Source organism: Bradyrhizobium sp. USDA 3315 (assembly GCF_054056795.1).
On the sequence record NZ_JBSRYP010000001.1, the window covers coordinates 4,030,123 to 4,049,394 of the forward strand.

Consider the following 19,272-nt stretch of genomic DNA (forward strand, 5'->3'; position numbering starts at 1 on the left):
CCGGCGCGTGGTTGTCAGGCCGCCAAAATCCGCTAAAACCCCCGCCAAATTCTCTGGAAATTCTTGGAAGCTCGAAGGACCCTCTGATGAACATTCTTCCCGGCAATATGCGTTTTGGTGCGGGCCAGCCAGTCAAGCGTCTGGAAGACCAGCGGCTGGTCACCGGGAAGGGGTATTTCATCGACGACAAGCCGCAGGACGGCGCGCTCTGGCTGCACGTGCTGCGCTCGCCGCACGCCCATGCCAACATCAAGTCGATCGACGCCAAGGCGGCGCTGGAGATGCCGGGCGTCAAGGCCGTCTATACCGGCGCCGACCTCGTCAAGGACGATATCGGCACGCTGCCGACGCTTGCGATCTTCAAGCGGCCCGACGGCTCGCCGATGACCGTGCCGCCACGGCGCCTGCTGGCGCATGATGTGGTGCGTTACGCGGGCGAGGGCGTCGCGGCCGTGGTCGCGACCTCGCGGGTGCTGGCGCAGACCGCGGCCGAGGCGATCGAGATCGATTACGAGGTGCTGCCCTCGGTGGTCGATCCGGTCGAGGCGATCAAGCCGGGCGCGCCGGCGGTCTGGCCGGAGGCGCCCGACAACATCGTGGCCGCGATGAGCTATGGCGATGCCGCCAAGGTCGAGGAAGCCTTCGCCAATGCCGCGCACAAGGTGTCGCTCGACCTGGTCAGCCAGCGCCTGGTGCCGTCGGCGATGGAGCCGCGCTCGACCATTGCCGAGATCGAGAAGAAGACCGGCCGGCTGATTCTGCACGTGCAGTCGCAGACTCCGGGTTCGACCCGCGACCTGCTGGCGGAATCGATCCTGAAGCGGCCGAAGGACAGCGTGCGCGTGCTGGTCGGCGACATCGGCGGCGGCTTCGGCCAGAAGACCAGCCTCTATCCGGAAGACGGCATCGTCGCCTATGCCGCGACGAAGCTGAACGAGAAGATCCGCTGGCGCGGCGACCGCACCGACGAGTTCGTCGGCGGCACCCATGGCCGCGATCTGACCTCGACCGGCGAGTTCGCGCTCGACGCCAAGGGCCGCGTGCTGGCCTACCGGGTGCGCTCGATCGGCGGCACCGGCGCCTATTCGTCGGGCACCGCCAACATCATCCCGCTGGTGCTCGGACCGTTCGTGCAGACCGGCGTCTACGACCTGCCGCTGGTGCATTTCGAGGTGAAGTCGGTGATGACCCACACCGCGCCGGTCGGCGCCTATCGCGGCGCCGGCAGGCCCGAGGCGGTGTTCATCGTCGAGCGGCTGTTCGACGCCGCCGCGCGCCAGATCGGCATGGACCCGCGCACCATCCGCAAGGTCAACTACATCAAGCCGGCGCAGCTGCCCTACACCAACGCGGTCGGGCAGGTGTACGATTCCGGTGCCTTCGCGCACATGCTGGAGCGCGCGTCTGATTTGGCGGACTGGAACGGCTTTGCCGCGCGCAAGAAGGCGGCGAAGAAGAAGGGCCTGCTCTACGGCCGCGGCCTGACCAGCTACATCGAGTGGACCGGCGGCCGCGCCCACACCGAGAACGTCTCCCTGCATGCGACCGCCGAAGGCCGCGTCATCCTGCATTCCGGCACGATGGCGATGGGGCAGGGCCTCGCCACCACCTACACCCAGATGATCGCCGATACGCTCGGCATTGCCATGGACAAGATCGACGTGATCCAGGGCGACACGGACCTCGCCACCGGCTTCGGCAGCGTCGGCTCGCGTTCGCTGTTCGTCGGCGGCACCGCGGTTGCGGTCTCCTCGAACGACATGATCAACAAGGCGCGCGACAAGGCCTCCAATTTGCTGGAAGCCTCGGTCGAGGACATCGAGTATCGCGACGGCTTCCTCACCGTGGTCGGTACCGACAGGCGCATCAGCCTGTTCGAGATCGCGGCCAAGGAGAACGGCGCAAAGCTCTCGGTCGAGAGCGAGGGCAATGTCGACGGACCGAGCTGGCCGAACGGCACACATATCTGCGAGGTCGAGATCGATCCGGAGACCGGCGTCACGCGGGTGGTGCGCTACACCACGGTCGACGACGTCGGCGTCGCGGTCAATCCGATGCTGGTGACGGGGCAGGTGCATGGCGGCGTTGTCCAGGGCATCGGCCAGGCGTTGTACGAAGGCGTGGCCTATAGCGAGGAAGGCCAGCTGCTGACCGCGAGCTATCAGGACTATTGCATCCCGCGCGCGGACGACATTCCGCCGATCACGGTGACGCTCGATGGCTCCGCGCCGTGCAAGACCAATCTGCTGGGCGCCAAGGGCTGCGGCGAGTCCGGCGCGATCGGCGGGCCGCCCTGCATCACCAACGGCGTGATGGATGCGCTGAGCGAGGTCGGGATCACCCAGCTGAACACGCCGCTGACGCCGTCGAAGATCTGGCAGGCGATCCGCGACGCCAAGGTGGGGGCGGCATAGGCCGCGCTTTCTCCTCCACCGTCATTCCGGGGCGCGCGTTAGCGCGAACCCGGAATCTCGCGCCACAACATCGAGGTTTCCCGGTGCGCAATTGCGCACCTGAGGTTCATCGCTTTGCGATGCCCCGGAACGACGGTGCCCTACAGTCCCAACACCATCTTCGCGATGATGTCGCGCTGGATCTCGGATGATCCGCCGAAGATCGTATAGGCGCGGCCGTTGAGATATTCCGGCACCACAGGCAGCAGTTCTTCGGGGATCGCCGGCTCGTGGTTGAGCCGGTAGAACGGACGCGCCGGCTCGACGGCAAGCCCGTCCTGGCCGATCACGTCGACGCCGAGCCGCGTCACCGCTTGGCGGATCTCGCTGACCCTGAGCTTGATCAGCGACGACACCGCGCCGGGATTTTGTCCGGTCTGCAGCGCCGACAGCACCCTGAGCTCGGTCATCTCGAGCGCGTCGATATCGACCTCGACCTCCGACATCCGGATCGCGATGTCGGGATCCTCGATGGCGCGGCCGGTGACCTCGGAGCCAGCGAGATCGGTGATCGTCTTCAGCGCCTCGCGCAGCTTGGCCGACGCGATGCCGGAGCCGCGCTCGAATTCGAGCAGATACTTGCCGTAGGTCCAGCCCTTGCCTTCCTCGCCGACGCGGTTGGCGACGGGCACGCGGACGTCGTCGAAGAACACCTGGTTGACCTCGTGGTCGCCGCCGATGGTCAGGATCGGGCGCGTGGTGATGCCCGGCGTCTTCATGTCGATCAGGATGAAGCTGATGCCGTCCTGCTGCCGCTCGCCGTCATTGGTGCGCACCAGCGCGAACATGCGGTTGGCGTGATGCGCATGCGTGGTCCAGATCTTGGTGCCGTTGATGATGTAGTCGTCGCCGTCGCGCACCGCGCGGGTCTTCAGCGAGGCGAGGTCGGAGCCCGAGCCCGGCTCGGAATAGCCCTGGCACCAGTAATCCTCGCCGGAGAGAATTCGCGGGAGGTAAAAGTTCTGCTGCTCGGGCGAGCCGAACCCGATGATGACGGGGCCGACCATCTTCACGCCCATCACGTTGACATTGGGCACGCCGGCGCGCGCGCATTCGGCCTCGAAGATCCAGCGCTGTGCCGGCGTCCAGTCCGGTCCGCCATGTTCCACCGGCCAGCCCGGCGCACCCCAGCCCTTCTTGTGCAGCGCGCGCTGCCACGCCATGCCGATGTCGGGGTCGGAGAACACCGATGGCGTCAGCGCGGTGGCGCGCTTCATCTCCGGCGTCAGGCTCCCGGCAATGAAATCGCGGACTTCCTGCTCGAAAGCGCGTTCCTCGGCGCTGAAGGTGAGATCCATGGTGCGCTCTCCGTTAGGCGTGGGCGCGGCCGCTGAGCGCGGCGTGGCGGCGATAATGATGGGCGCTGTTGCCGAACAGCGTGTCGAAGGCGAGCAGCCGCTTGAAATAGGCGCCGATGTCGAGCTCCTCGGTGACACCCATCGCGCCGTGCAGCTGCACCGCCTGTTCGGCGACGAAGCGCGCGCATTTGCCGATCTTCGCCTTGGCGCCGGACGCCGCACGGCTGCGGGCCACAGGCTCGGCATTGGCCATCAGCGCGGCGCGCAACGCCATCGAGCGCGCCTCGTCGACCTGCATCGCAACGTCGGCGAGGCGATGGCGGATCACCTGGTTGGCCGATAGCGGCCGGCCGAACTGTTTGCGGATTTTTGTGTATTCGAGCGTGGTGTCGAGCAGCGTCTGCATGATGCCGACCGCCTCCGCGCCGAGCGCGGCCATCGCACGATCGACCACGGTTTCGGTCGCGGGCAGCGCATCACTGCCGTCGCCGAGCAGCGCATCGGCGGGCAACTGCACGTCCTTCAGATCAAGATTACAGCCGCGCCCGCCGCCGAGCCGCGCGTAGTCGCGCAGAGTGAGCCCGGGCGTCCCCGCCGGCACCAGGAACAGGCCAAGCTTGCCGGACGCACCATTGGCGTTGGCGATACGGGCCGAGACGATGATCTGGTTGGCTGAAGCGCCGTCGAGCACGGCGATCTTGCTGCCGTTCAGGCGCCAACCGTCGGCCGTCTTGCTGGCCGTCGTGTCGACATGAGCGAGGTCGAAGCGCGCGGCGCGTTCCGAATGCGCGAAGGCAAGCGTGAGCGCGCCCTCGGCTATTTTGGGCAGGATCGCCTGCCTCTGCGCCTCGGTGCCGCATTCGGCGACCAGCGCGGCGCCGATCACGACCGTGGAGAGGAACGGCTCGGACACCAGCCCGCGGCCGAACGCTTCCATCAACAGTCCGATCTCGATCGCGCCGCCGCCGAGCCCGCCATGGGCTTCGCTGATCGGTAGCGCCAGCCAGCCGAGCTCGGCGAACTGCTTCCAGATCGCGGGCGAATAGCCCAGCGGATCGTTCGCCGCTTTCTTGCGATGCTCGGGGTTAAAGGTTTCCGCCACGAAGCGGTCGGCACTTTCGCGCAGCAGGCGCTGCTCGTCGCTGAGGGTGAGGTCCATCTGGCTTGCTACACGTTGGCGGTTTTCTTGACGGAGGGATGCAGACCCGCGGGGTCCACCACCATGCCGAATTCCTGAAGGTTGTGGGCGTGGCAGAGCTGATGCAGCGCGAAGGCCTGATCGATCGCGGCAGGCTGCCCCATGATGTCGATCGAGCGGTTCACCGCCTCCTTGGAAAGCTTCAGCGCAAAGGCGGGCTTTGCGGCGATCCGCCGTGCCAGCGCCAGCGTGAACGACGAGAGATCGCCGCGCGGCACCACGTGATTGACCATGCCGAGGCGATGCGCCTCGTCGGCACTCCAGACATCGGCGGTGAACAGCATCTCCTTGGCCTTGCGCGCGCCGAGCTCCCAGGGATGCACAAACCACTCGACGCCGCAGACGCCCATCGTCACCACGGGGTCGCAGAACTCGGCATCGTTGCTGGCAACGATCAGGTCGCAGGCCCAGGCCAGCATCAGTCCGCCGGCAATGCACTTGCCGTGCACTTCGGCGATCGTCGGTTTTGCGAGATTGCGCCAGCGCCTTGTGATCTGCAGGTAGATCTCCTGCTCGCGCGCGAAGCGGCCATGGGCGTTGGGCTCGGCGAAGCCGCCCCAATTTCCGACTGGCGGGAAATCGACACCGGCCTGGTTCTTGGCCCCTGGCCTGAGATCGTGACCGGCCGAGAAATGCGGGCCGTTGCCGGCGAGGATGATGACCTTGACCGCGTCGTCCTGCACCGCCCGGTCGAAGGCGGCGTTGAGATCGTAGGTCATTTGCAGGTTCTGGGCGTTGCGGGCCTCGGGGCGGTTCATCACGATCCGCGCGATCGCGGGCTCGGGCCGTTCGACAACAATCGTCTCGAATTGTTCAGACGCCAATGGATCCTCCCGCGATCGATTTTTTTGCCATGATGAACGGCGCGGGCAGGGATAGGCAAGCGTCATCATCCGCAAAAGAAGCCGCGAAATCCGCCGCACGGGATTATCCGGCGAAAATCTGTTACGCTGACGCAGAATCCACCCGGGGAGGATCATCTTCATGCGCAAGCTTTGGACCGTGCTCGCAGCGCTGGCGACATTGAGCCTGACCAACTGCGGCTACAACGCGATCCAGACCAGTGACGAGCAGGTCAAGTCGAGCTGGTCGGAGGTGGTGAACCAGTACCAGCGGCGGGCCGATCTCGTGCCCAACCTGGTCAACTCCGTGAAGGGCTTTGCGCAGCAGGAGAAGGACGTGCTGCTCGGCGTCACCAACGCGCGCGCCAAGGTCGGCAGCATCCAGGCAACCCCCGAGGTGCTCAACGATCCGGCTGCGTTCCAGAAGTTCACGCAGGCGCAGGGCGAACTGACCAGCGCGCTGTCGCGGCTGCTGGTCGTCACCGAAAACTATCCGCAGCTGAAATCGGACGCGCTGTTCCGCGACCTGATGGCGCAGCTCGAGGGCACCGAGAACCGCATCACGGTGGCGCGCAATCGCTACATCAAGGCAGTGCAGGACTACAACGTCGGCATCCGCACCTTCCCGAACAATCTGACCGCGATGGCGTTCGGCTACAAGGAGAAGCCCAACTTCACGGTCGACAATGAAAAGGAAATATCGACCGCGCCGAAGGTCGATTTCAATAATCCGTCACCGGCCCCCGCGCCGTCGAAATAGCGCCGGCGCGCGCATCGCGATGACCGCCGCACGCGTCATTCTGCTCGCCTTCCTGCTGGGCTTCGTGTGCCCGGCGTGGGCCGAGGTCGCGGTGCCTCCGCTCACCGGCCGCGTCGTCGACCAGACCGGGACGCTTTCCGCGAGCGATGTCGCGACACTGACCGAGCGGCTGAAGGATCTGGAGGCCCGCAAGGGCAGCCAGATCGCGGTCCTGATCGTGCCGACCACGGGCGAGGAAACCATCGAGCAGTTCTCGATCCGCGTGGCCGAGGCGTGGAAGATCGGGCGCAAGAAGGTGGACGACGGTGCGCTCCTTGTCGTCGCCAAGAACGACCGGCACTTGCGCATCGAGGTCGGCTATGGCCTCGAAGGCGTGCTGAGCGATGCCGTCACCCACCGCATCATCGACGAAGACATCACGCCGAAATTCAAGGCCGGCGATTTCGCCGGCGGCATCTCGGCCGGCGTCGACCGGATGATCCGCCTGATCAATGGCGAGCAATTGCCGGCGCCGGAGCCCGAGCATTGGCAAGGGCCGAACCTGGTCGACTTCGCCAATCCGGTGACAATCTTTATCGTCATCATCGTGGCCGGCGTGTTGCGCGGGATACTGGGACGGTTGTTGGGCTCGGTCGCGACCGGCGGTGTTGTCGGCGTCTTCACCTGGATGGTGGCCGGCTCGCTCGCCACGGCGCTGGTGGTCGGCCTGTTCGCCGGCGTCGCGGCGCTGATCTTCGGCGGGTTGAACTTCGGCGGTCCGGCGGCAGGCTCGGGACCGTATCGTCGCGGCGGCGGTTATTCCGGCGGCTGGACCGGCGGCGGGGGCTGGAGCAGCGGCTCGAGCTCGAGCGACAGCGGCGGCTTCAGCGGCGGAGGCGGCAGCTTCGGCGGCGGCGGCGCCTCGGGGAGCTGGTAGGCATGGGCATCAAGCGCATCGGCAAGCATCTGATCGAGCACCGCTGGCGGGTGCGGCGTGATTTTCCGCCGCGCGTGCTCGACGCCATCGAGCGGGCGATCAAGGCCGGCGAGGCCACTCATTCCGGCCAGATCCGTTTCGTCGTCGAGGGCGCGCTCGACGGTGTGCCGCTGTTCCGCAATCAGCCCGCGCGGGAGCGCGCGCTCGACGTGTTCTCGCACTTGCGGATCTGGGACACCGATCACAACAATGGCGTTCTGATCTATCTGTTGCTCGCCGACCGCGACGTCGAGATCGTCGCCGACCGCGGCATCGACGCGAAGGTCGGCCATGCCGGCTGGGAGGCGATCTGCCGCACGATGGAAACGGACTTTCGGGCAGGCCGGTTCGAGCAGGGCGTGATCAAGGGGATCGAGGCGGTGTCGCGCGAGCTGGCAAAGCATTTCCCGCCTCCCGCCGGCCCGAACGAGCTGCCGGATAAGCCGGTGGTGATTTAGGGACTGAGTGGTCGGGTGCTCTTCATCCTCCCCTGGAGGGGGAGGATCGACGCGAATGCAATGAGCGGCGAGGTGGGGTGAAGGTCTCTCCGCGTGAACGCTACCCGAGGGGAGAGATCACCCCACCTCGGTTCGCATTGCGCTACGCTTCATGCGAACCGATCCTCCCCCTCGAGGGGAGGATCAGACGACCGCCTTTTACGCCTTCACCGATGGCCGCGCGCCGACGCGGTTGAACCAGGCGACGATGTTGGCGTTCGACTGGTCCAGCGGCTGGCCGACCTGGTTGCCGAAATCGAGCCAGCAATAGAGCAGCATGTCGGCGAGCGTGAAGCGCTTGCCGCAGATGTAGTCGCGGCCGTCGGCCATCTGGTCATTCAGCCATTTGATGCGGTTGGCGGCGATCATCTTCAGGCCGGGCGAGGCTTCGGGCGCAACGGGAATGCGCTTCTCGAAGAATTTCAGCGCTTCGCCGAAGCGGTAGCCGTTGGCGAGCGGCTCGGCGATGTTGAGATCGACGCGGCGCGTCCACATCCGGCATTCCGCGCGCTCTTCCGGCGTGGTGCCGATCATCGCGGGCGAGGGGTGCTTCTCCTCGAGATATTCGCAGATCGCCGTGATCTCAGAGAGGTAGTTGCCGCAGTCGAGCTCGAGCGCCGGCATCTGGCCGTGCGGATTGCGCTTCAGGTGTTCCGTCTCGCGGTTCTCGCCCTTGCGCAGGTCGACGGCCTGTTTGGGTATCTCGATGCCCTTCTCCGCCATGAACATGCGCACGATGCGCGGATTGGGTCCGATCGAGTCGTAAAGCTTCATGATCCTCGCTCCCTGTTTCTTCAACGTTGTTGTTGCCGCTGTTGAACAGGCCGGGCGCGGATTTGTCAAATGTGAAGGCGCTCGGTCGCCCGAACGTCATTGCGACCCGTTGGCTCGCAACGACGGGGAGGAACTGAGCTCAATCGTCGAGCTTGTTGAGGTCGCGCACCGACTGCATGATCGGCTCGAAATTCGAGCGCGCATCGAGTGCATCGAACAGTTGCGCGGTGTCCTCGAGCAGGCCGTGCGAGCGCTGCAGCGCGATCCGCACATCGTCCTGCGGCGTGTCCGACAGCCGGCCATGTCCCGACAGCAGAATCTTCGAGTTGAGGCCCTTCAGCCGCTCCAGCGACTGGATATAGTCGGCGATCGAGCCGGAGCCGAACACGCCGCCCATCACGCCGCCCGGCATCAGCGTGTCGGCGGCGAACAGCAGGCCCTTGTCCTGGTCGAACAGCGTGATGCAGGCCGAGGTGTGGCCGGGCGTGTACATCACGTTGAGGCGGAAATTGCCGAGGTCGATCAGGTTGCCTTCCTCGAGCCAGATGTCGATATCGATCGGCACGTTCGGCTCGTTGAACATCTTGCGCAGCATCGAGAAATCGTCGCGCAGCATGATCTTGTTGGCGGCGAGCCGGTGCGCGGCGATGTAGGCGCTGCCGTGGAAATGGTACGCCGCGCCGATGTGGTCGAGATGCTCATGGCTCAGCACCACCATGTCGATCATCTCGGGCGTCACCCCGAGATGGTTGAGACAGGCGACGAGCGACGGATAATTGCTCGACAGTCCGACGTCGATCATGATGGTCCGCTTGCTGCCGCGCACCAGATAGGCGTTCGCCGCACGGTTCTTGAAGCGGATCTGATAGACGTCGTCGGCGGCCTGGATCAGCGTTGCGACCTCGGCGTCGAACAGCGTCTTGAACGGGCTTGGCTTGCGGTCGCTCATGGGGTTGCCGCCGTCCGGTAAGTGACCGCGTTGGATGCGCGCAGGCGCTTCGAGAGCGCATCCATCACCATCAGCGCGAACGCCGGCTGCTGGCTGATCAGGTAGACGAAGCGGGCGTGGTTGATCCGCATCACCCGCGTTGCGGGCGCGGAAGCGATCGCGGTCGCCGAGCGCGCCGAGCCGTCGATCACGGCCATCTCGCCGAAGAACTCGCCCTTGCCGAGGCTGACGATAACAGTCTTGTTTCCGCGATCAATCTTGGCGATGTCGACCTTGCCGTCGAGCACGACAAACAGCTCGCGGCCGGTCGAGCCTTCCTCAAAGATGACGTCATCGACACCAAATTCCTTGATGCATTTCTCGATCGTCATGGTGCTCTCCTGCCTTCTGGCTGGAAGATGACGGTATGTTAATCGGGAAAGCGCCGCGCGCAAACGGAAGCGGCGCAGATTGCCGCAGGGCAGCATCGCCCAAATCCGGCCCGGAAAACTCCCTAAAATTTAGGTAATGGCGGAGCGGGGTAACCATTTCGCAAGCAATAAAAGTTACCGAATTGTCAACCTAGTCTGGAGACTTTGAACGTGAGTGAGCAGCAGAGCGAGCCGGCCAGCGGTCAAACCGGCGCCGAAATGGCGGCGAAAAGCGAGCCCGTGATGGCCGCGACCGGTGTCGAAGCTCCCCGACTTGCGCCCGAGCAGGAAGAGACGTCGCCAAAGGCGGACGCGCCCCGGATGGACGCGCCCAAGGTTGAACCCTCGAAGGTTGAGCCGCCCAAGATCGACCCCAAGATCGAGTCCATGATCGAGCCGAAGGTCGAGGCCAAGGTCGAGCCGACCAATAGGGACGTGCCCAAGGTCGAGACCGGCAAGCGGGAAGAGCCGCATTTTCCGGGCAAGCTGATGATCATGGCGCCGGGTGACCGCACCTGGGACCATGAGGCGACGGCATCCAGGCCAGGCGCCGAACAGGCGGCCAAGGCGGCGGGCAAGCCGGCCGGCACGCGCCGGATCGGCGCGATGGCCGCGGTGATCGCGCTGGCGACCGTGGCCGGCGCCATCGGCGGTGCGCTCGCGACCGCGGGGCTCGGCCATCTCGCCGCCCCCGCCGATGCTTCCGTCAGGGATGTGGCTGCCAAGGACGCCGCCGCCAACAAGGAGGCGGCCGATGCCGCGCTCGCCCGGATCGAGTCCGAAATCGCCGCGCTGAAGGCCAGCGTCGAGCAGACCGCCAAGGCCGGCCAGGCCCAGTTCAGCAAGGCCAGCGACCGGATCGAGAAGGTCGAGAAGGCCCAGGCCGAGCCGATGGCCAAGCTCAACAAGCTCAGCGAGGCGGTCGACAAGCTCCGCGCCACGCCGCAGACGACCGTCGCCGCGGCGACGCCCGCCCGCGAGGTCACGGGCTCGATCACCCCGGCGACTGCTGCGGCGGCGCCGGCCGCCCCCAGGCCCGAGGTCGGCCGCCTCCCGGGTGGTCGACGGCTGGTCGCTGCGCGACGTCGGCAATGGCGGCGCGCTGATCGAGGGCCGCGGCGGCATCTACGAGGTTTACGCCGGCGACCCCGTCCCCGGTCTCGGCCGCGTCGATGCCATCCGTAAGCAGGATGGCCGTTGGGTGGTCGTCACCAGCAAGGGCCTGATCGTTTCGCGCTAGAGCATTTTCGGTTCTGATTGAATCAGAACCGAAGCTCCAGCTCGTCGTTTGGACGCGTTTTCTTCACGCGAACCGGGCTCCACTTCGCTCGAAAACGCTATGATCTCCGCAACACGACAACACCAAGGCGCTTCACCACGATGTGAAGCGCCTTTTTTCTTGAATAGGGTTTGCCGTGCGGTGTTAGTGGGGGCATGAGCCGCGCGCTGAAATGCCTTCTGCTGATGTCCGTTCTGCTCTGCGGCGCCGCGCCCGCACGTGCCGCCGAGGATCGCGCGCTCGAGCGCGGCGCGGCGGTGATTGATCCCGCCACCCTGCGCGAGCTCGACCACGGCCGCTTCAGCCTCGGCCGGATGCTCGCCCCAGAGCGTTCCGCCGACACGCCGCTGTCCAACCGCGGTCTGTTCGGGCTCGCCGCGATGGTTCCGGTGCGCGAGGCGCTTGATCGCGAGTTCGATCGCTACGTCGCAAATCATAAGGCAAGCCTGCCGAATGAGAGCATTGGCGTCGGCGACGGCTTTGCGTTTCAGCTGTTCGATCGCGCGCTGCTTGAATCCCCCGACGTCCGCTTCGTGCTGTCAGGCATCGTCAACCGCATGGACCGCGCCTATGTGGCGCCGAAAGATTGCGGCGAGATCCGGCTGATCTACCGGCTGACCCGTACCGATGTGCCGCCGATCGGCGAGAACGCGGTGTCGCAACGGCTGCCGATGACGCTGAACCTCGTGCTGAAGGCGAAGGGCGACGGCAACGACGCATCGCTCGGCTGCCGCGAAATCGCGCGACGCTGGCTCGCGACCGGCAGCGCGCCGCCGGCGATAGAGAAGTTGCTCGGCAAGGATGGTCCGCTCGACCTGATCGATGCGCGCAATATCGATCGTATCGAGACCAATCTGCAGATCGCGCACGCGCCGAAATCCGCGGCGCGCGATTTCCGCACTGACTATCTGCTCAAAGTGTTCGATTATGACGGCGCGGCAAAGCGGTTTGCCGAAGCGCCGCTGGAGAACCAGATCGATCGCGACCGCATTCTGGCGGACGGGGCACTGAGGCGCGACTTCAAGGCGTGGCTGCTCGATCCCAAACATTTTGCCGAGCTCGATCGCGGCACCTTGCTGCTCCCCGATCGCTTCCTCGCGACCTCAGCGGTCGCGCCAACGCCGACCGGTTTCGATGTCAGCGAGCTGGAGCCCGAGTTCGGCATGGTGCAAGGCGAGGGCACGGCCGGCAATACGGTGTTCTCGGATGGTGACGTCGTCGGCGCCCTGCAGAAGGCTGCGGCCGACGGAACGAAGCTGCAAAACATCCAGTCGCTGGCCGGCTTCGAGCGGCGCCTCAACGATGTCACCTGCGCGGGCTGTCACCAGACCCGCGGCATCGGCGGCTTCCATTTCCCCGGCGTCGACTGGATTGCGGCAAAGCCGTCGAACTCCACCGTGGTGCCGGCCTCGCCGCATTTCTTCGGCGACCAGCCTCGCCGCCGCGATATCCTCGCAAGCTTCCGCGACGGCAAGGCGCCGGACTTTTCGCGCGGCTTCTCCAACCGGCCGCAGCAGCGCGGCAGCGCGGAACTTGCCGGCACCGAATACAGCGACGGCTGGGGCGCGCATTGCTATCTGCCGGGCGCGAGGCCCGCCGAGACCGACCGCAGCTTCCGCGGCTGGACCTGCGCCGACGGCCTTGCCTGCCAGGTTGCCGGGAAGGCCTCGCGCATCGGCATGTGCTTCGTGAAGGGCCGGTGATTTCCGCCGGAACCGAAGCCGCTGCGCGTCATTATTCGATGCTACATTCCACGTCGCGACCATGCCCCGAACAGCCCAGCCTTGAGCGGAGACCGGCCGATGAGTGCTCCCGAGGACGACAAGCAGCGCGACCGCGAGATCGCGGCCAACGAGGCCGAGCGTCAGGCGGTCAGCGCCGTCCGCGTCAGCTGCTGGGCGATCGGGCTCGCGGTTATCATCGGCATCATCGTTGTGGCCATCGTCTGGGCCTGGATGAAAAGATAGCTTCCTAGGCGTCGGATGCCTGCGATGGAATGCTCGATGACCTCGTAGCCCGGATGGAGCGAAGCGAAATCCGGTATTGCGTGATCCGATTGCGAGACTTGTCCCGGATTTCGCTTCGCTCCATCCGGGCTACTCACGAAGGTGGTTAGTTCGCTACGCCACAGCGCCCGATGCGCGCAGCTTCTGGATCGTGGCCTCGTCGTAGCCGGCCTGGCGCAGGATCTCGTCGGAATGCTCGCCGACCTCGGGCGGTTTGCGCGGCTGCACCTTCCTCGCGCCGTCGATGAAGATCGGGCTGTTGACGGTCAGCATGGTGTCGTTCTCGAAGCGCACCAGCACCTCGTTCTCGATCATCTGCTTGTCGTTCGGGATGTCGTCGAGGATGCCGACGACGCCGAACACGAGACCGTTGCCGTCGAGGATCTTGCGCCATTCGGCGAGGTCCTTGCCGGCGAACACCTCGTCGAAGATCTTGATCAACTCGACCGAGCGCGCGTGGCGGTCCGCCTTGGTGGCGAAGCGGGCATCGGCGACGAGGTCCTCGCGGCCCATGCAGCGCGCCAGCGTCGGCCATTGCCGGTCTTCGTTGAGCAGCGACAGGATCAGCCAGCGGCCGTCCTTGCACTTATAGTGGTTGGTGACCGCGTTCAGCGCCTCTTCGCGCGGCTTGCGCTTCTTGAACTTGGCGCCGGCGAGCTTGGCCTGCGCCAGCACGCCATTGGCCCAGACGCCGTTGGCCATCAGATTGGTCGAGACGTGCGAGCCCTTGCCGGTCTTCTCGCGCTGGAACAGCGCGGTGACGATCGCGCCGTAGAACGCCATCGCGCAGGGGTGATCGCCCATGCCGGCGACGGAACGGGCCGGCGTGGTCTCCTCGTCGGCGCGCACCAGATCCATCAGGCCGGAGCGGGCCCAATAGGCGTTGGAGTCGAAGCCGGGCTTGTTGGCCTCTTCGCCCTTCTCGCCATAGCCGGTGAAGGACGCGTAGATCAGCCGGTCGTTGAGATGGGCAAGATGGTCGTAGGTGATGCCGAGCTTTGCGCGCACCTGCGGCGGCATGTTGGTGATGAACACGTCGGCCTCGGCGACGAGCTTGTACAGCACCTGCTGCGCGTCAGGCTTGGTGAGGTCGAGCGCGAGGCTCTTCTTGTTGCGGGCCTCCAGCATCCACGCGAAATTGTGCTCGCTCGATGGATAGCCGGGCAGATTGGGCAGATTGCGATAGGGATCGCCGGCGCCGGGCGGCTCGATCTTGATGACGTCGGCGCCGAAGTCGGACAGCACGGTGGCGGCCGCGGGTGCCGCGATGAAGCTCGCGCAGTCCAGGACCTTGAGCCCGTCAAAAATGCCTTTTTCCATCGTGCCGTCGCTCCCGTGGCGCTTGTTGGTGTTTTTCCGGTAGCTGGAATTATCGCAAGCAATGATCCCGATCGGACCGCCATTTGACCCATCTGGGGGGCACGATGCAACCAAGTCATTCCGGACCTGGCGCCCATGCACCATGCCGGAATGACATGTCGGTGATGAGTATTACTCCACCCCCGCCATCAGCGCCGCATTGCCGCCCGCGGCGGCGGTGTTGATGGTGATCGTCTGCTCGGTGGCGAAGCGCGCGAGGTAATGCGGGCCGCCGGCCTTGGGGCCGGTGCCGGACAGGCCGCTGCCGCCGAACGGCTGCACGCCGACCACCGCGCCGATCATGTTGCGGTTGACATAGATGTTGCCGACCTGGAGGCGGTCGATCACGTGCTCGATCGTGTCGTCGATGCGGGAATGGATGCCGAGCGTCAGCCCGAACCCGGTCGCCTCGATCGCGCTCAGCACCTCGCCGAGCTTGTCGGCGCGGTAGCGCACGACGTGCAGGATCGGGCCGAACACCTCTTCCTTCAATTGCCCGGCCGCCGACAGTTCGAAGATGTGCGGCGCGACGAAATTGCCTGATGGCGCCTCGCCGGCGAGATGCACGCGGGCCTCCTGCTTCATTTGCGCGATATGCGCATCGAGCCGCTGCTTGGCGTCGGCATCGATCACCGGTCCGATATGCGTCGACGGTTCGGAGGGATCACCGATCTTCAATTCGCGCGCGGCGCCGGCGATCATCTCGATCATGCGGTCGGCGACGTCGTCCTGCACGAACAGCAGCCGCAGCGCCGAGCAGCGCTGGCCGGCGGAGCGGAACGCCGAGGTCACGACGTCATCGGCGACCTGCTCGGGCAGCGCGGTGGCGTCGACGATCATGGCATTGATGCCGCCGGTTTCGGCGATCAGCGGCACGATCGGGCCGTCCTTGGCGGCGAGCGTGCGGTTGATCGACCGCGCGACCTCCGTCGAGCCGGTGAAGACGACCCCGGCGATGGCGGGATGCGCCACCAGCGCGGCGCCGACCGCGCCGTCGCCCTGGACCAGATGCAGTGCCGATGGCGGCACTCCGGCCTGATGCAGCAGGGCAACCGCTTCGGCTGCGATGCGCGGCGTCTGCTCGGCCGGCTTTGCGATCACCGCATTGCCCGCCATCAATGCCGCCGTCACCTGGCCGAGGAAGATCGCGAGCGGGAAATTCCACGGCGAGATCGCGACGAACGCACCGCGGCCGTGCAGCTCCAGCACATTGCTTTCGCCGGTCGGGCCGGGCATCGCCTCGCCTTCGCCGAACAGCTTTTGCCCCAGCGCGGCATAGTAGCGGCAGAAGTCGATCGCCTCGCGCACTTCCGATAGCGCATCATCGAGGGTCTTGCCGCCCTCGCTTTGCAGCAGAGCGAGGAAATGGGCGCGGCGCTGCTCGAGCAGCTCCGCGGCCTTGTCCAGGATCGCCGCGCGTTTTGTCGCCGGCGTGGCGTTCCAGGCCTTGAAGCCGCGGCGCGCCGCGGCAACGGCGGCATTCGCCTGCTCGGTGGTTGATGGCGTGACGGAAGGCGAAGCCTTCCGTTCGGCCGCGATCGCCGACGTCAGCGCGCCGAGCGCCTTGCGTTCGCCGAATTCGATGCCGTGCGAGTTCTCGCGCTGCGGCCAATAAAGCTCGGCCGGCAACGGAATCGCGGAGTGCGGCGCCTTGTCGTCGGTGCCGACGATCTCGGCCGGGCGGCGCAGCAGGTCCACGATGGACACGCGATTGTCCGCGGCCAGCGCCACGAAGGACGAGTTGGCGCCGTTCTCGAGCAGCCGCCGCACCAGATAGGCGAGCAGGTCGCGGTGGCTGCCGACCGGCGCATAGGTCCGGTGGGCGATCTCGGGCCGGTCCTCGCCGAGCTGGGCGTAGAGCGCTTCGCCCATGCCGTGCAGCCGCTGGAATTCGAAGCTTGAGGGATCATCGGCGAGTTCGAGGATGGTTGCGACCGTCAGCGCGTTGTGGGTGGCGAATTGCGGAAACAGCCGAGGCCGCAGCGCCAGCAGCTTGCGCGCACAGGCGACGTAGTTCAGGTCGGTCATCGCCTTGCGGGTGAACACCGGATAGCCATCGAGCCCGCGCTCCTGCGCGCGCTTGATCTCGGTGTCCCAATAGGCGCCCTTGACCAGGCGCACCATCATCCTGCGATCCAGCGCGCGCGTCAGCGCATCGACATAGTCGATGACGTCGGCGGCGCGCTTCTGATAGGCCTGGATCGCGAGGCCAAAGCCGCTCCAGCCGGCGAGCGAAGGGTCGGCGAATGCGGCGGCGATGACGTCGAGCGACAGCTCCAGCCGGTCGGCCTCCTCGGCATCGACGGTGAAGTTGAGGTCGAACGCCTTGGCGCGGCGCGCGAGATCGACCAGTTGCGGCACCAGCTCGGTCATCACCCGCGCGTGGCTCACCGCCTCGAAGCGTGGATGCAGCGCGGAGAGTTTCACCGAGATGCCGGGCCGGTCGGGCAGGGGCTGATCGCCGGCCGCCTTGCCGATCGCCTCGATCGCGCGGGCGTAGGATTCGAAATAGCGATGGGCATCGTCGGCGGTGCGCGCACCCTCGCCGAGCATGTCGAACGAATAGCGCGAGCCGCGCGCCGTGTGCGATTGCGCGCGCGACAGCGCCGCCTCGATGGTCTCGCCGAGCACGAAATGGCTACCCATCAGCCGCATCGCCTGCCGTGTCGCGGCGCGCACCGCCGGCGCACCGAGTCGCTTCGTCAGCCGCCCGATCGTGCCCTGCGGCGTCTCGCCGGGCTGGATCACGCGGGCCGACATGCCGAGCGCCCAGGCCGAGGCGTTGACCAGGAACGCGCTCGATCTGGTCTCGTGGTTGACGAAGTCACCTTGGCCGAGCTTGTCCTCGATGAACTGGTCGGCGGTGCGCGCGTCCGGTACCCGCAGCAGCGCCTCCGCCAGCACCATCAGCGCCAGCCCTTCCTTGGTCGACAGCGCGAACTCCCGCAACATGTCCTCGACCCCGCCGAGCGGATCGTCATTGGCCCGAATTGCCTCGATCAGGCGGGTTGCCGCGCGGTCGATCCGTGTCTCCGCCTCAGCGCCAATCCTCGCGTCCTGGCGCAGGCGGGCGGCGATGGCGGCGTCGTCGGGCGCGTAGGGCGCACTGAACGGGAGCGGGAGCGGCGACGGGTCTGGCATGGCGGTTCCTTGAGATTGTGTGGGAACACGTACGCGCTAGTGAACCGTAGTTCGATGGACAAATTAGCAGATTTGCCTTAGAAAATCAGGATCAGTTCGAGAATTACCGTAGATATGACAGAAATCGACAAGACTGACCGCAAAATCCTCTCGATCCTGCAAGGGGATGGCCGGATTGCCAATGTGGAGTTGGCGGAAAGGATCGGCCTGTCGCCGACCTCGGTCGGCGAACGGTTGAAGCGGCTGCAGCGCGACGGCTTCGTCGAGGGCTATGGCGCCCGGCTCAATCCGCACCGGCTCGGGCTTGGTCTGCTGGTGTTTGTCGAGGTGCTGCTCGACAAGACCACGCCCGATGTATTCGAGAAGTTCGCCAGGGCGGTCCAGACCGCGCCGGAAGTGCTCGAGTGTCACATGGTGGCCGGCGGCTTCGACTATCTGGTCAAGGCGCGGGTCGCCAACATGACCGCCTATCGCAGGTTTCTCGGCGAGACCCTGCTGGCGCTGCCGGGCGTGCGCGAAACGCGAACCTACGCGGTGATGGAGGAAGTCAAGCGCGACGCGCCGCTGCCGGTCTGATCCACAGCCATGCGCCGGATGTCTTGGCATCGCGACACGCCCGCGATAATCCTTTGGTCGAGTTGGGGCGGTGGTTCATGAAAGACGCTGATCAGCCGATACGAATGAAGCGGGCCGGATTTGCCGGCGCGCTTGCTGTGCTCATGCTGTCGTTGCCGTCGGCCATGCCGGCCCGCGCGGCCGAGCTCAGCTCCGGCATCCTGCAGCTCTACACCTCGGTCTCGATCTATCCGCCGTCGGCGACGGGGATGACCGTCTGTTACGGCTTCGTCTGCCGGCGTCGCGAGATGCTCGACTTCAGCGCAGCCGACCGGGCGGCCCTGGCCAAGATCATGGCCACGGGCCGCGCCAATGCCGCCGCCGAACGCGCGGCCGTGCAAAAGGCCGTGATCTGGTTCGACCGGCGCATGGGGCCGATCCTCGGCACCGACAAGCGCGTGGCGAAAGCGGATTTCCGCGCCAACGACGACAAACACAATTATGATTGCTGGGACACGACGCGGAATACGACCAGCCTGATGCTGGTGATGCAGGCGTGGAACCTGTTCAGGTTTCATGACGTTGGGGATCCCCACTACCGCGGATTTTCGTTGGCGCAAACGCCGCACAACACCGCCGTTCTCGTCGAGCGCGCGACCAAGGTGGAATGGGCGGTCGATCTCTGGCCCCGCGGCTATCTGCAACCGCCTGATGTCATGACCGTCGCCAAATGGGTGACGGAAGATTGAACGGCTGAGCGTCGCAGCTGCGCGTTCCGCGCTGTTCCATCCTCATT

16 protein-coding genes and 1 pseudogene are annotated in these 19,272 nt (G+C 65.8%); 9 read left to right on the plus strand and 8 right to left on the minus strand.

Annotated elements, in window-relative coordinates; all coding sequences use genetic code 11:
* Window positions 1-86: 86 nt before the first annotated feature.
* Window positions 87-2,414: a xanthine dehydrogenase family protein molybdopterin-binding subunit gene (locus ACVIYL_RS18525; RefSeq protein ID WP_456779399.1), complete on the plus strand. Its 2,328-nt coding sequence runs from the start codon at window positions 87-89 to the stop codon at window positions 2,412-2,414.
* Between the two features lie 140 nt (window positions 2,415-2,554).
* Here the strand turns inward: ACVIYL_RS18525 and ACVIYL_RS18530 are convergent, their stop codons facing one another.
* The 3 genes from ACVIYL_RS18530 to ACVIYL_RS18540 are packed head-to-tail and all read right to left on the minus strand — an operon-like array spanning window position 2,555 to window position 5,773.
* The gene (locus ACVIYL_RS18530) at window positions 2,555-3,751 is read right to left on the minus strand and encodes an acyl-CoA dehydrogenase family protein (RefSeq protein ID WP_456779400.1); all 1,197 of its coding nucleotides are present in this window, start codon (window positions 3,749-3,751) and stop codon (window positions 2,555-2,557) included.
* Window positions 3,752-3,764: 13 nt separating this feature from the next.
* Complete coding sequence (locus ACVIYL_RS18535; RefSeq protein ID WP_456779401.1) at window positions 3,765-4,910, minus strand: acyl-CoA dehydrogenase family protein; 1,146 nt, start codon at window positions 4,908-4,910, stop codon at window positions 3,765-3,767.
* 8 nt (window positions 4,911-4,918) lie between these two features.
* A complete protein-coding gene (locus ACVIYL_RS18540; RefSeq protein ID WP_038386235.1) occupies window positions 4,919-5,773 on the minus strand; it encodes an enoyl-CoA hydratase in 855 nt (284 codons plus the stop codon).
* A 160-nt stretch (window positions 5,774-5,933) separates the two neighbouring features.
* On the opposite strand from ACVIYL_RS18540, the gene ACVIYL_RS18545 reads away from it, so the two are divergent.
* The 3 genes from ACVIYL_RS18545 to ACVIYL_RS18555 are packed head-to-tail and all read left to right on the plus strand — an operon-like array spanning window position 5,934 to window position 7,964.
* Window positions 5,934-6,551 carry a LemA family protein gene (locus tag ACVIYL_RS18545; protein ID WP_028334935.1) on the plus strand — a complete coding sequence of 206 codons (618 nt, stop codon included), beginning with the start codon at window positions 5,934-5,936 and terminating at the stop codon, window positions 6,549-6,551.
* Between the two features lie 19 nt (window positions 6,552-6,570).
* Complete coding sequence (locus tag ACVIYL_RS18550) at window positions 6,571-7,467, plus strand: TPM domain-containing protein (RefSeq protein ID WP_456779402.1); 897 nt, start codon at window positions 6,571-6,573, stop codon at window positions 7,465-7,467.
* 2 nt (window positions 7,468-7,469) lie between these two features.
* A complete protein-coding gene (locus tag ACVIYL_RS18555) occupies window positions 7,470-7,964 on the plus strand; it encodes a TPM domain-containing protein (protein WP_456779403.1) in 495 nt (164 codons plus the stop codon).
* Between the two features lie 198 nt (window positions 7,965-8,162).
* Here the strand turns inward: ACVIYL_RS18555 and ACVIYL_RS18560 are convergent, their stop codons facing one another.
* The 3 genes from ACVIYL_RS18560 to ACVIYL_RS18570 all read right to left on the minus strand — a co-directional run bounded on the left by ACVIYL_RS18560 (window position 8,163) and on the right by ACVIYL_RS18570 (window position 10,097).
* On the minus strand, window positions 8,163-8,777 hold the full coding sequence (locus ACVIYL_RS18560; RefSeq protein ID WP_225646486.1) for a glutathione S-transferase family protein: 615 nt from the start codon (window positions 8,775-8,777) through the stop codon (window positions 8,163-8,165).
* Between the two features lie 139 nt (window positions 8,778-8,916).
* Complete coding sequence (locus ACVIYL_RS18565; protein ID WP_028334939.1) at window positions 8,917-9,726, minus strand: MBL fold metallo-hydrolase; 810 nt, start codon at window positions 9,724-9,726, stop codon at window positions 8,917-8,919.
* The gene (locus ACVIYL_RS18570; protein WP_456779404.1) at window positions 9,723-10,097 is read right to left on the minus strand and encodes a Crp/Fnr family transcriptional regulator; all 375 of its coding nucleotides are present in this window, start codon (window positions 10,095-10,097) and stop codon (window positions 9,723-9,725) included. Before ACVIYL_RS18570 ends, ACVIYL_RS18565 begins: the two co-directional genes overlap by 4 nt.
* Before the next feature lie 204 nt (window positions 10,098-10,301).
* On the opposite strand from ACVIYL_RS18570, the pseudogene ACVIYL_RS18575 reads away from it, so the two are divergent.
* From ACVIYL_RS18575 to ACVIYL_RS18585, 3 genes and pseudogenes are all read left to right on the plus strand, one after another.
* Window positions 10,302-11,376: pseudogene (locus ACVIYL_RS18575) on the plus strand (hypothetical protein).
* A gap of 194 nt (window positions 11,377-11,570) precedes the next feature.
* Entirely contained in the window at window positions 11,571-13,118 is a 1,548-nt protein-coding gene (locus ACVIYL_RS18580; RefSeq protein ID WP_456779405.1) for a hypothetical protein, read from the plus strand.
* A 99-nt stretch (window positions 13,119-13,217) separates the two neighbouring features.
* The gene (locus tag ACVIYL_RS18585; RefSeq protein ID WP_456779406.1) at window positions 13,218-13,382 is read left to right on the plus strand and encodes a hypothetical protein; all 165 of its coding nucleotides are present in this window, start codon (window positions 13,218-13,220) and stop codon (window positions 13,380-13,382) included.
* 153 nt (window positions 13,383-13,535) lie between these two features.
* On the opposite strand, the gene ACVIYL_RS18590 is transcribed toward ACVIYL_RS18585, so the two are convergent.
* Window positions 13,536-14,741, minus strand: coding sequence for a CaiB/BaiF CoA transferase family protein (locus ACVIYL_RS18590; RefSeq protein WP_225646481.1), 1,206 nt, complete (start codon window positions 14,739-14,741; stop codon window positions 13,536-13,538).
* A 171-nt stretch (window positions 14,742-14,912) separates the two neighbouring features.
* Entirely contained in the window at window positions 14,913-17,921 is a 3,009-nt protein-coding gene (putA, locus tag ACVIYL_RS18595; RefSeq protein WP_456779407.1) for a bifunctional proline dehydrogenase/L-glutamate gamma-semialdehyde dehydrogenase PutA, read from the minus strand.
* 114 nt (window positions 17,922-18,035) lie between these two features.
* On the opposite strand from putA, the gene ACVIYL_RS18600 reads away from it, so the two are divergent.
* Both ACVIYL_RS18600 and ACVIYL_RS18605 read left to right on the plus strand, forming a co-directional pair.
* Window positions 18,036-18,497, plus strand: a complete 462-nt coding sequence (locus tag ACVIYL_RS18600; RefSeq protein WP_038386239.1) for an Lrp/AsnC ligand binding domain-containing protein — start codon at window positions 18,036-18,038, stop codon at window positions 18,495-18,497.
* 104 nt (window positions 18,498-18,601) lie between these two features.
* Window positions 18,602-19,225 (plus strand): hypothetical protein, encoded by a 624-nt coding sequence (locus tag ACVIYL_RS18605; RefSeq protein WP_375166689.1) that lies wholly within the window; start codon window positions 18,602-18,604, stop codon window positions 19,223-19,225.
* Window positions 19,226-19,272: the final 47 nt, after the last annotated feature.